This window comes from Paenibacillus sp. YYML68, from assembly GCF_027923405.1.
Lineage (GTDB): Bacteria > Bacillota > Bacilli > Paenibacillales > NBRC-103111 > Paenibacillus_G.
The window spans coordinates 1778065-1791265 of record NZ_BQYI01000001.1 but is presented as its reverse complement, the minus strand read 5'-3'; the positions used below and the strand labels follow the sequence as shown (position 1 = coordinate 1791265).

The window sequence follows — 13201 nt, the reverse complement described above, 5'->3', positions numbered from 1 at the left end:
GTCTGATTCCTCCTGTTATTTCGCCTCGTACCAGTTCGCACCGGAGTCGGCGTCGACCTTCAGCGGCACATCGAGCGCAAGAGCCGATTCCATCACTTCGATGATCATCGCCTTCATCTGATCGAGCTCCTCCTCCGGCACCTCGAACACCAGTTCGTCATGCACCTGAAGCAGCATGCGGCTTTTCACCTGCTCCTGACGCATCCGCTCATCGAGCTGCACCATCGCCAGCTTAATAATATCGGCCGCGGTGCCCTGAATCGGGGAGTTCATCGCCGTGCGCTCCGCGAACGAGCGCGTGTTGAAGTTCGACGCCTTAATCTCTGGCAAGTACCGTCTGCGGTTCAGCAGCGTCGATACGTAGCCATTGTCCCGCGCCGTCTGCACGATGGTGTCCATATATGTTCGTACGCCCTGGAACACGGCAAAATATTGCTCAATAAATTTCGCCGCGTCCTTGCGCGTAATATTTAAGTTTTGCGATAAGCCGTAATCGCTAATGCCATACACAATGCCGAAGTTGACCGCCTTCGCTTGGCGTCGCATATTCGAGTCGACCTGCTCCTCGGACACCCCGAATACGTCCATCGCGGTCTTCGTATGAATGTCCATATTGTTGCGGAACGCTTCGATCAGCTTCTCATCCTGGGAAATGTGCGCAAGCACGCGCAGCTCGATCTGCGAGTAGTCCGCGGTTACGATACGCCAGCCCGGCTCGGACGGCACGAACACCTTGCGAATTTTGCGCCCTTCCTCAAGTCGGATCGGAATGTTCTGCAGGTTCGGATATTGGCTGCTTAAGCGGCCTGTCGCGGCGATCGTCTGTTTATAATACGTATGCACCTTGCCGGTCGACGGCCGAACCTCCTTCAGCAGACCTTCCACATAAGTCGACTGAAGCTTAGAGAGTGTACGATAGTGTAAAATGTGGCCGATGACCGGGTGATGCGGCTCCAGCTTCTCCAGCACCTCCGCATCGGTCGAATAGCCGGTCTTCGTCTTCTTGACGACAGGCAGCCCCAGCTTCTCGAATAAAATTTCGCCGAGCTGCTTCGGTGAATTAATATTGAATTCGGTTCCTACGGATTCGTAGATAGACTTCATAATGCCCTCGAGCTGACCGGCAAGATCCTTGCCGTACGCCTCCAGTTCACCGGTGTCGACCTTAATCCCCTTGCGCTCCATTGAGGCAAGGACGAGCGCTAGCGGATGCTCCAGCTCGTAGTAGAGCGGCTCCATACGGTCAGCCTCAAGCGCAGACTTCAGCTTCGGTGTCAATCGCTCGATAGCGGCCGTCTTGCGTGCCATGAAGTCACACAGCTTGTCCTCAGACGGAATCTGGAACTTCGCCCCCTTGCCGAAGACGTCCTCATCCGCTTGGAGCGCAGGCAGCTTATAGCGGCTCGTCAAGCCGCTGAGCGTCAGCGTCGATTCCGTTGGATCGAGCAGATAGCCGGCTAAGAGCACGTCGAACGCCACTCCGCGCAGCTCGATCCCATGCCATGCGAGTGCAATGATCGCACGGTGCAGGTCGTACATCGCGACAGCCTTATCCTCCTGCTCCAGCCATAGCTTCACACGCTCAGCCGCACTGCCTTGAGCGGCCTCCTTCAGCGCGCTATAAGGCACGTAGTACACGTCTGCGGCCAGAATGTCCGCGTTCCCTTCTTCCGCCTCCGCATTCGGCACGTAGAATGCCAGACCGAGCACGTCCGAATTGTGCGGATTGTCTCCAACGACCTCGACGTGAATGGTGGTCACCCGATCCAGCTCGTCAGACAGTCTCGCCAGCTGCTCCTCGCCCGCCGCCCAGACCGCCTCGATAGGAGCATGCGCCTCCGCCTCTTCAACGTCAGCTGGATCAGCCGATCCGCCGTGTCCGTACAGATCGAGCTCCTCCAGCAGCGACTTGAATTCAAGCTTGCGGAACATATCCGCGAGCGCATCCTTCTCATATCCGCTATAGGCCAGCTCGTCCAGCGGCAGCTCCGCAGGCACCTCGCGGTAGATCGTCGCGAGCTCCTTGCTCATCCGGGCATCGTCTGCATGGGCGGCGACCTTCTCGCCCATTTTCCCCTTAATCAGCGAGGCATTCTCCAGCACCTGCTCCACCGAGCCATACTCGTGCAGCAGCTTGAGCGCTGTCTTCTCGCCTACGCCTGGTATACCGGGAATGTTATCGCTCGTATCGCCCATGAGCCCCTTGAGGTCAATAATTTGCTCAGGCTTCAAGCCATATTTCTCGTCGATGTATGCCGGGTTGTACAGCTCGATCTCACTGATCCCCTTCCGCGTCAGAGCGATCGATACCTTGTCCGATGCGAGCTGCAGCATATCTTTATCGCCCGTTACGACCAGCGCCTCGTATTCAGCCTTGCTCTCAATTACCTTCGTCACTGTCCCAATAATGTCATCGGCCTCGTAGCCCTCGAGCTCGAACTGCTTCATACCGAACGATTGGATAAGCTCACGCAACAGCGGGAATTGCTCAGACAGCTCCGGCGGCGTCTTCTCCCGCGTTCCTTTATATTGGGCATAGCCTGTATGTCTGAACGTCTTCTTACCCGCATCGAATGCGACAAGAAAGTGTGTCGGCTTGTAATCCTCAATAAGCTTCAGCAGCATTCTGGTGAAGCCGAATACCGCATTCGTATGAATCCCCTTGGAGTTGCTGAGCAGCGGCAGCGCGAAGAACGCCCGATATGCTATTCCGTTACCATCTACAATAATTAATTTCGACTTAGACAACATGTGCACCTCATCCCTACGAACTGCATTCTCTTCTTATGATAGCACACGCGTAAGCAAGAAAAAAACTTGACACTTTTCTCTGCGAAAAGGCGTCGCCCGAGCCCTTCATGCATAAAATGAACTAACTCATCCTTGCCGCTCGCCTACCTATGGCACTGAGGAGATCGGAGGGAACACGATGATCGAGATGAAGCCGCTTCGCGGTAAGCAAGCTATTTTCTTTGATGTGAACCAAACGCTTGTCGTACAAACCATGACGTTCGAAGCATGCTTCCTGCATGCTTGGGAGCAGCTTAGCGCACGCTGGTTACCTGAAGAACGTCCAGATGGGCAAGAGCTGTGGCAATCGTATATGACCAAGTGGAGACAGCATAAGAAGGACCGAATTACCTTCAAGCAGCTCGACGAGCTGCAGGTACAATGCTTGTGGCAGGTGTTCCGAGAACATAGACTGCCGATCAGCGAAGCAATGACTAGACCATTCATTCAGCAAGTGCTTCAGCTGCATTCATCAGCGAAGCAGCTGCCCCCGCGTACGCTCGAAACGTTATCCGCCCTCGCATCGACACATAAGCTTGCAGTTATTAGCAATAGCCCAAGGCTTGAGGTGCTTCAGCTTCTACAACGATTCGGGCTGCAGGACTTGTTTCCGGAGCATCGAGTGTTCACGGCACGCTCACCAGCGGAGAAGAAGCCATCCCTTTATTTATTCAAGCAAGCGATACGAAGCATGAAGCTTCCGCCTCGACAAGCGGTCATGGTCGGCAACTCCTGGAAGCATGATGTGTGCGGAGCGGTGAAGGCTGGCATGGACGCGATCTGGATTCATGATTCGGGAAGCAATGAACCTGATGTCAAAAAAATATCCCAGCACCGGCTGGGACGACGAAATGTATATATGATACGACGGATGGAGCATATGCTCGAATTATTTGTATAATGCAGCACTCTTGCAGCAATCTTCCGCATTGTTACCGATCGAATCACAGAAGAATACGCTACCCTTAAAGGCCTTGGACTTCTTCTTCAAAGCGGCAGCAACCTGCGAAATATGGTCAGGCGTAATGTTCATGTTCGCGGGATCGCATACGACAAGTGCAAGCGATAAGGTAACCCCTTCACTGTCCACACGATTCCCGTGACGGTCCTCCACATAGGTGAAGCTACCGGAGTCGTATAACGCTTGGACCCCAAGATCAAACCGCCGCAGCATCTCAAGACATATTCGATCCGGCTCAGGAGATGTAGTGATGGCAATGAAGTCGTCTCCGCCAATATGCCCTACAAAATCAGATGGTGTGCCAAGCAGCGAAATCGCCTGCTGCATGCTGTCAGCGGTAAATTGGATAAGCTGATCGCCCTTATGGAAGCCGAATTGATCGTTAAACCACTTGAAGTAATCAAGATCGGCATATATGACGGAGAATCGGGAGCCATCAGCCAGCTTCCTGCTAATTTCTCTGTTAATTTGCAAATTACCAGGCAGTCCGGTCAATGGATTGGCGACCTTCGCACTCTCCATCTTCGCGTTCGTAATACATTCCAGTATGGTACGAATTGAAGCGGTGCCATGAAGCTTGCCCTGCGTCGTAACGATGACCAGATCGTACAGATTCCGAATATCACGGGACGTAGCCAGCTTGGATACGTGTTCTACCGGAGTCTGCTCCTCCACTATAAGTGGGCTCACATCCATCAGCTGATCAATCGAGCGATTCCAGAACAACGAATATCCATATTGGCCAGCCAGCTGCTGGAACAGCCGGTCTCGCATAATTAAGCCTACAGGCTGCTGTCCCTTCATAATAACAGCGCCCTGAGCATTCACATTATCCTTGAAAAAGTTGGCGACAACCGATATCGAGGTCTGCATGGTAAACGTCTGGCACGGTGTCGATATGTCACCAATTCCTACAAAATGATCAATCATCTCGTTGATCTTGCGATGCTCTAAGATTTGACGCTGCAAGTCTGGTGTAATGGCTGACGGTGTCTCTACCGGATGACCGAGTAAAAAGCCTTGACCATAATGAACACCTATTCGGGTAAGCTTCATCAGCTCATCCGCAGTCTCTATACCTTCGGCGATCAGGTGAATGCCGAGCTTCTCAGCAAACATCACCATCGTCTCCATGATATATTCCTTCGTTTTGTTCCGATGCACATCGTGAACAAGCGATCGGTCAATCTTAATGAAATGTGGATTCAGCTCGGCAATGAACTGTAACGACGAGTAACCAGCTCCGGCATCATCAATGGCAATGCGATAGCCTTGCTGTCGGTAATGCTCAAGTATACGCTTCACAGCATTAAAGTCTTCTATAGAGCTTCGCTCCGTAATTTCAAATACGACATTAGACGGATGCAGTCCCTTGCCGCGTAATAGTTCTAAGGTCTTGCCAGGAGCAAATTCCGGATCGTACAATATGTCGGCCGACACATTCATAAAGAGAAGCTGATTCATGCTTGACAGAGCAGCTCCTTGAATCGCCTTCACCCGAGCGAGCTGATCGAGAGAATATAACAGCCCTTCTTCCTTAGCCAAGCCGAATAAATCAAGAGGGAAGTGTAACGGACTGTCCTCAGGGCCACGCGTAAGTGATTCAAATCCGAGAATATCCCCATCCTTGAGCGAAACAATCGGTTGATAGACACAGTGTATATCTCTTTGTTGGATGACTTGCTGAAGCTTATCGCGTCTCATCTGAAGTTCACCTGCTGACGACTCGACGACATTTTGGTCTGTCACCATTAAGCATCCCTACTTACTATTGGAAATCTTCTTAATCAGTATCATACCATAGGTCATTGAACCTAGTGTAAAATCAAGTAGACTATTTATGTAAATGTTATGTTAAGATTTTGTCGAAAAGTATGTTTTGTATAAAAGTTCTGTATAAAATGAAGGACCCTCCGGCCAATGCTGGAGGGTCCTGATACTGCTGAATGTATTATACGTTCAAGTCTTTACGCTTGCCTGTTACCATGTAGATTACACCTTCGCCGATATTCGTCGTGTGGTCGCCTACACGCTCAAGGAAATGAGCAGCGAGCATCAATTGCGACAGCTCGCGGTTTCTTACCAGATCACTAGTCATGAGACCGTTAATCTCTTCAACGACTGCACTGTACAGCTTATCTGCTTCATCATCTCTTTCCGCCAGAGCTGAAGCGCGATGAATGTTACGCTCCGTGTACGATTTCAAGCTTTCGCTTAGCATCGTCTTTACCACAATCGCCATATTCGGTATGATTTCAAGCGGCTTGATCGGATCCTTGCCCGCAAGACGGTACGCAATTTTCGCAATATCAACCGCATGATCGGCAATACGCTCCAGATCGATGGCGATTTTCAGCGCTGTACCAATAATACGGAGATCGCTTGCCATAGGCTGCTGTAACGCGATTAGACGCAAGCATTTCTCCTCAATCTCAAGCAGCATATGATCAATACGATCATCTTGATCAACAACTTGCTTAGAAAGCGCTTCGTCACGCTTGGCTAGAGCTTCCACTGCACCTTGAATACTATCCTCAACGAGGCTACCCATCTTGAGTAGCTCTGCCTGCAAATCTTCCACTGATTGATGGAAATTAGATCTCGTGTCCATACACTCGACCTCCTTCTTGTATGTATATTAACCAAATCGTCCGGTAATATAATCTTCTGTACGCTGATCTGTTGGCGTCGTGAATATTTTCTCCGTTTGGTCGGATTCAATAACCTCGCCGTTCAAGAAGAACGAAGTAAAGTCGGAAATACGTGCCGCTTGCTGCATATTATGCGTTACAATGACAATTGTATACTTATCGCGTAGCTCCCGAATCAGCTCCTCGATCTTAAGAGTAGAAATCGGGTCAAGCGCTGAAGTCGGTTCGTCCATCAGCAAAATACGAGGATTGACCGCAAGCGCTCGGGCGATACACAGACGCTGCTGCTGTCCGCCGGATAAGCCGTAAGCGGACTTCTTCAAGTTGCCGGATACCTCTGTCCATAGTGCAGCAGCCTTCAAGCTCGATTCCACGATATGATCCAGCTTCTCTTTATCTGTAATACCATGAATACGCGGACCGTAGGCTACGTTATCATAGATGGACTTAGGGAACGGATTCGGCTGCTGGAACACCATCCCGATATTTTTACGAAGCAGCTCCACGTTCACATCCGGATCGTAGATGTTTTGTCCATCGATGCTGACAAGACCTTCGATACGAATTCCTTTGATCATGTCATTCATCCGGTTCAACGTTCGGAGCAACGTGGACTTTCCGCAGCCGGAAGGTCCGATGAATGCCGTTACGGAATTTTCGGATATGTCCATATCGACCTTTTTCAGAGCATGAAACTCGGAATAGTATAAATCCAATTTTTTAATATCGACAATTGTCGTCATCGTCCTGATCCTCCTACTGCTTCCTCTGGTACTTGTTACGCAAATAAATCGCAAAAGCATTCATGCTTAACAGCATAATAAGCAACAAAATAATACCCGCGGCCGCAACGTAGGCAAACTCCTCTTGAGGCTGACTCGCCCAGTTATATATCTGAATCGGCATAACGGTGAACGTGTCGAACGGCGACCTTGGCAAGAACGCGATATAGGCTACGGCACCGATCACGATCAACGGAGCAGTCTCACCGATTGCACGGGACAAGGACAAGATTGAACCGGTCAAAATACCAGGCAAGGCGGAAGGCAATACAACCCGAACGATCGTCTGCCAACGGTTAGCGCCAAGTGCGAACGAAGCATTGCGAAGCGACTGAGACACCGTCTTGATCGCTTCCTGAGAAGACACAATAATAATCGGCAGGACGAGCAAGGTCATGGTCAGCGCACCCGACAGCAGGCTTCGCTCCAGCCCAAGCAAGCGGACGAATACGGTTAATCCGAGCAAGCCGTACACGATCGAAGGTACTCCTGCCAGGTTCGAAATATTCGTTTGAATCATACGACTAAACCTTGTATCCTTCGCATACTCCTCCAGATAGAGTGCAGTTGCAACTCCAATGAAAAACGTAAGCGGTGCGGTAATCAACATCAAATAGAACGTTCCAACTAATGCGGCGAGAATACCGGCACGCTCAGGCAAGCGTGAGGAGTAATTCGTGATGAAATCCCAATCGAGCCAGCCAATTCCTTGCACGAGAACTTGTATAAGCAGCAAGGCAAGCGCCACGATCCCGAAAAGTGTTGCAGACAAGAACAATTGATGGTAAAGCTTGTTTTTCCGTTTTCTCGCGCTAATATGCTTTAAGTCCGCTTTGCTATCCATCAATATTCCTCCCTGAACTTTCTGGAGATATAGCTTGCCAGAATATTCATCACTAATGTCATTACGAAGAGCGTTATACCTACCGCATAAATGGTTAAGTATTCGGTAGAGCCATATTGAGTATCACCGGAGCTGACCGAAACGATATATGCTGTCAGCGTCTGAATACTTTGAAGCGGATTGTATGCCATAACGGCCATACTGCCTGCCGCGAGCGTAACAATCATCGTTTCCCCGATTGCCCGGGAAATGCCAAGCACGAACGAAGCAACGACACCGGACAAAGCCGCTGGCAACACAATTTTCAGCGCAACCTCAAGCTTTGTTGCCCCCAGCGCATATGCGCCATTACGCAGCGCATTAGGAACAGCTACCATAGCGTCCTCACTCATTGAAGATATGATCGGTATAATCATAATACCAACCACAATACCTGCACTAAGTGCATTGAATATTTCCGTCTGCGGGATGATGAAGCGAATGATCGGAGTGACGAACGTCAGGGCGAAGAAGCCATATACAATCGTCGGTACTCCTGCCAGTATTTCAAGGATAGGCTTAACGATGTTACGAACCTTCGGGTTTGCATACTCACTTAAGTAAATGGCCGAGCCAAGACCGATCGGGATGGCAACAATACTTGCGATTATAGTAATTAAGAGCGTTCCTGTCACAAGCGGCAACACTCCAAAGCTCGGTGGTTCGAATAGTGGTGTCCAATTCGTACCGCTGATAAAGGTCCAAAACGGAACCTCCCTAAAAAAGCCCAGCGATTCAATGACGAGGATGGCTACAATTCCAACCGTCGTAAGAACCGAGATGACAGCAAAAAAGGCTAATATTTTAGGTATCAGCACATCGGAGGATAATACGCTATTCTTCTTTTTGTAGTTCACCTTCATACCTGAATCCGCAACTTTGTCCATGATCGTTACATTCCCCCGTGTAAAGCAATTAATATTGTGAAAACCGTGACCCCCATTGATGCAAATTGGAGCGTCACGGTTTTCAGTACATGACAATGGTTTATTTTATCAAAACTACTTTACGTTCTCAAGGTTTTTCTTGATTGTTGCATCTGGAAGACGGATGTACTTCGCAGCTTCAACAAGCTTCATGCCCTCTTCGCTGTTGTAGAACTTGATAAATTCCTTGATGTGCGGTTGCTCAAGAGCTTTCTTCGTAGGGTAGATATAGATTTCACGGGACAGTGGAGCGTACGAGAAGTTCTCGATCGTTTCCTTCGAAGGCAGTACAGCTGGTGCTGCAGCGTCCTTCTTGATTGCTACTGCTGTCAGCTTGTCCTCGTTCTCCTTGTAGTAGGAGAAGCCGAAGTAACCAAGAGCGAACTCATCGCCAGCTACGCCCTTAACAAGTACGTTGTCATCCTCGGAAGCTGTGTAATCCGCACGGGATTCCTTCGCTTTACCGTTGATTGCTTCAGTGAAGAACTCGAACGTACCGGATGCTGTACCAGGACCGTAAAGCTTGATTTCTTTATCAGGCCATTCAGGACGAACTTCGTTCCACTTCTTGATCTTGCTGTCCTTGGACCAAATCTTTTTCAGCTCTTCAACTGTCATTTCTTTTGCAAATGTGTTTTTCTTGTTCAGAACAACCGTGATACCATCAAGAGCCACTGGCATTTCAACAGCTTCTGTACCTTGCTTTGTCTTCAGCTCTTCATACTCAGCTGCCTTGAATTTACGAGACATGTCCGCGATATCGATCTCGCCGCCGATCAGCTTCTTCGCACCGTTGGAGGAGCCGGATTCGCCGACAGTAATTTTAACTTCTTTATTTTTCTTCATGAACTCTTCGGCTACGGCCTGGGAGATCGGGAATACTGTGGAGGAGCCATCAACTTTGATTTCGCCCTTCAGAGCAGGTGCAGCAGCCTTATCAGCAGGCTTCTCTGTGTTTGTCGGTGCTGGTGTGCTGCCTTGAGTGTTTTCTTCAGTTTTAGTACCACATGCTCCGAGAGACAATGCCATTGCAACTGCAGTTACTGCCAAAGTGCTTTTCTTAAACAACTTGACCACTCCTTAATAATTATATGTTTTTCATCCACATTCGCTATGTTACCCCTCATTTGTTTTCGCTATTTCAATCGTTTGTAAAATCTATGTAAAATAGACTCGAAATCTATCAGGTAATCTTTTCCTCCTAGATTTTGCAACAAAAAAGCGCAGTTATTCGACAAATTTTACATGGATTTAACTTTTTGCACATTGTCCTTTAATCTATTAATAGTACAATGTAATTACTTTATTAAATTTGAATGTTTAGTAAACGCGCCGCTCGTCTTCATTATTCATTTACACATTTATCAGGAGGGAATTCACGTGTTTACCAGATTATTAAGCAAGCTCAAACTGCCGCATCTAAGCCTCAAGCTTAAACTGATTCTAAGCTTTGTTGCCCTACTCGCTATATTCGCCGCAGCCTCCTCCTACAACAAGAACCAGATTAATGAGATTCATAGTCAGGTTTTGCATCAGAACGCGGAAATGAACAAGCAGCAGCTAGCGATGCAGCTTAAGGTCAACACTAATGAAATTGATTCAATCAAGTCCGCATTTATTATATCCCAAGACGAGAAGTTCATTACATTATTTACGGGGAAGAAGACTCAATTCATGCAGCTGGTTGAGCAGGTTGCTGCTACAGCAGCTAATGCAGATCAACGCAAGTGGTCTGCAAGACTGACCAACACGTCAACTGAATATACAGCTACTTTTGATACTATTATAGAAGTATCTCAAAACAACAGTCTGACCACAGAAGAAAAGTATGATCAAATGGCTCGCATACATGACATGTCGCAGGTACATAAGGAATATATTTTTGAGCTCGTCGATCAATTCAATACCGCTTATGTCCAAGATGTGCACGCCGCTATCGCAAGCTCTAACGCGATACTGAGCGAATCCCAGTCGGCCTCTCTCATCACGATCATTACAGTCATTGTCGTCAGCTCTGTCATTGCCTTCATGCTGATCCAGTCGTTCGCAGCCTCGATCACGAAGCTGCAGAAGGCCGTCCGGCAAATCGCGAAAGGCGATCTGACGAGCAAGATCAATAACAGCTCGAAGGACGAGCTTGGTCAACTGAGCCGAGATTTCGATCAAATGATCGAGGAAGTAAGGTCGATGCTCGCAAGCTCCCAGCAAATTGCTCAATCGTTAACGAAGCACTCCATCGTATTCAAGGAGTTCTCCAGCTCTACCGCAGCCTCGAATAAGGAGATTGTACGGGCCATTCAAGAAATATCAACAGGAGCCGAGCAGCAGGCGCTCTTCTCCGAGACGAGCTCCTTCACCATCTCTGAGTTGTCCGATCAAGTTCGCGATATCGCACAGTTTATTGATACCGTACAGCGCAGAAGCCGCGAAGCGGCGTTCAACACGCATACGGGCTCTAAATCAATGGAAGGCTTACAAGCAGCAGCCACACAATCCGAAGCAACGCTGCATCAAGTATATAACGCGCTTGATAGCCTGACTCAAAGCTCCGTTCAGATCGGCAAAATTGTAAATTCGATATCCGACATCTCTACACAAACGAATGTGCTTGCGCTCAATGCTGCCATCGAGGCTGCAAGAGCCGGAGAGCACGGCAAAGGCTTCTCTGTCATTGCCGAGGAAGTCAGACAACTCTCTACACAGACGAACGAATCGTCGAAAATCATTAGCGGGATCGTCAAGTCGTTGACAACCCAAATTCATGGACTTGCCGTAAGCTTGTCCGAGGTCAAAGATTCCTTCGAGCAGCAGAACGGCAAAATGAACGAAAGTCTGCAATCGTTCACAGATATTCGCACCTCCATGGACGAGCTGTCGGACTACATTAATCAAATCCATAAGCGTATTGAAGCAACCGAGCATAAGAATAATCAGCTCATTGAAACGGTTCATCAAGTAGCTGCCATCGCCCAAGAAACAGCCGCAGGAGTCGAGCAGGTGAACTCCTCCTCCTTGCAGCAGGATGCAGCCATTCATCAGGTTGCGAAGGAAGCCGATGACATTCTAGAGCTTGCCGAGTGGCTGTCGAGTGAAATCAATAGATTCCGTATTACTACAGAAGAAGAAGCCATCATCATTGCCGACCCTGCCCAAGATGAACCGGAAGCGGCGGCGCAGACTACTGCCAATGACGATGTCCAATCACCGAGTAAACCAGTTGGAGATGTAATCGAGCTTAAGGAAGAGATCCGGCAAGAAGATATGCAAGAGGAGAAGCATATAGAGAAGGAAGTAACTAACGAGGAAGAGAAGGTTGAGGAGAAGGAGAAAAAACTCGTTTCCGTCTAGTATCAGCCAAGGAAACTAGGTAAGAGAAAGGGCCCTGTCGGGGCCCTTTCTCTTATAACCGTATCATCAACTATTTCTTCACCGGAGACGTCACCAGCTTGTAGCCGACACCCCGGATCGATTCGATCTGTACCGATTCCTGATTCATCTCCAGCTTCTTGCGAAGTGAGCTGACATGAACATCCACCGTACGCTGACCACCGATATAATCGAAGCCCCATACGATGTTCATCAGGTCATCTCTTGTCACTACAACACCCGGCCTCTGAACCAAGTACAGCAGCACCTCGAACTCCTTCGGACGGAGCGGAATTGATTCTCCGCCCAGTACGACTTCATATTTCTCCGGATATATAAGCAGCTCGCCAACCGTAATGACCTTCTCACCGCTGGAAGGCTTATCCGACGAGCCCTCCTCCGACATCGTTCTCCGAAGTACAGCCGATACACGCGCCAGCAGCTCCGCAACGCCGAACGGCTTCGTAATATAATCGTCAGCTCCGTACTTCAGACCTTGTACGACCTCTTCCTCCGCGTTGCGCGCTGTCAATATAATGACCGGAGTCCGATTCCCCTTCTGGCGAAGCTTGGACAAAATCTCAAAGCCGTTCATACCCGGAAGCATTATATCAAGAATGATTAGATCGAATTGCTGCTGGAGTGCTGCTTGCAGCCCGTCACTCCCGTGGTCCACAACCTTCGTTTCATAGCCTTCTTGGGACAAGTTATAAGATAGCAATCTTGCTAACGTAGGCTCATCTTCAATAACTAATATTTTTTGTGGCATGGGATTCCCCCGACTTATGATCTATATACTATGTAGCTTAACATAGCCGATAGGAGTTGACAAACCATACATG

At 48.9% G+C, this 13201-nt stretch carries 10 protein-coding genes; 2 read left to right on the top strand and 8 right to left on the bottom strand.

Annotated features, from left to right (window positions below; translation table 11 throughout):
* Positions 1-15: 15 nt before the first annotated feature.
* The gene (polA, locus tag PAE68_RS08005; protein WP_397378407.1) at positions 16-2751 is read right to left on the bottom strand and encodes a DNA polymerase I; all 2736 of its coding nucleotides are present in this window, start codon (positions 2749-2751) and stop codon (positions 16-18) included.
* Positions 2752-2929: 178 nt separating this feature from the next.
* Here polA and PAE68_RS08000 point away from each other — a divergent pair, with 178 nt between their 5' ends.
* Positions 2930-3691 carry an HAD family hydrolase gene (locus tag PAE68_RS08000; RefSeq protein ID WP_281885807.1) on the top strand — a complete coding sequence of 254 codons (762 nt, stop codon included), beginning with the start codon at positions 2930-2932 and terminating at the stop codon, positions 3689-3691.
* Here PAE68_RS08000 and PAE68_RS07995 read toward each other — a convergent pair.
* From PAE68_RS07995 to PAE68_RS07970, 6 genes are all read right to left on the bottom strand, one after another.
* On the bottom strand, positions 3680-5500 hold the full coding sequence (locus PAE68_RS07995; protein WP_281885805.1) for a GGDEF domain-containing protein: 1821 nt from the start codon (positions 5498-5500) through the stop codon (positions 3680-3682). The genes PAE68_RS08000 and PAE68_RS07995 overlap by 12 nt on opposite strands.
* Before the next feature lie 202 nt (positions 5501-5702).
* Complete coding sequence (gene phoU, locus PAE68_RS07990; RefSeq protein ID WP_281885803.1) at positions 5703-6362, bottom strand: phosphate signaling complex protein PhoU; 660 nt, start codon at positions 6360-6362, stop codon at positions 5703-5705.
* Positions 6363-6389: 27 nt separating this feature from the next.
* Positions 6390-7145 carry a phosphate ABC transporter ATP-binding protein PstB gene (gene pstB / locus PAE68_RS07985; RefSeq protein ID WP_281885801.1) on the bottom strand — a complete coding sequence of 252 codons (756 nt, stop codon included), beginning with the start codon at positions 7143-7145 and terminating at the stop codon, positions 6390-6392.
* 13 nt (positions 7146-7158) lie between these two features.
* Entirely contained in the window at positions 7159-8028 is an 870-nt protein-coding gene (pstA, locus tag PAE68_RS07980) for a phosphate ABC transporter permease PstA (protein WP_281885799.1), read from the bottom strand.
* The gene (gene pstC, locus PAE68_RS07975) at positions 8028-8954 is read right to left on the bottom strand and encodes a phosphate ABC transporter permease subunit PstC (protein ID WP_397378403.1); all 927 of its coding nucleotides are present in this window, start codon (positions 8952-8954) and stop codon (positions 8028-8030) included. The genes pstA and pstC overlap by 1 nt, the downstream gene beginning before the upstream one ends.
* A 114-nt stretch (positions 8955-9068) precedes the next feature.
* Positions 9069-10061: a PstS family phosphate ABC transporter substrate-binding protein gene (locus tag PAE68_RS07970; RefSeq protein ID WP_397378401.1), complete on the bottom strand. Its 993-nt coding sequence runs from the start codon at positions 10059-10061 to the stop codon at positions 9069-9071.
* A gap of 312 nt (positions 10062-10373) precedes the next feature.
* Between PAE68_RS07970 and PAE68_RS07965 the strand changes: the two genes are divergently transcribed.
* Entirely contained in the window at positions 10374-12341 is a 1968-nt protein-coding gene (locus tag PAE68_RS07965; protein ID WP_281885795.1) for a methyl-accepting chemotaxis protein, read from the top strand.
* Between the two features lie 70 nt (positions 12342-12411).
* Here PAE68_RS07965 and PAE68_RS07960 read toward each other — a convergent pair whose 3' ends face one another.
* The gene (locus PAE68_RS07960; RefSeq protein WP_281885793.1) at positions 12412-13128 is read right to left on the bottom strand and encodes a response regulator transcription factor; all 717 of its coding nucleotides are present in this window, start codon (positions 13126-13128) and stop codon (positions 12412-12414) included.
* Positions 13129-13201: the final 73 nt, after the last annotated feature.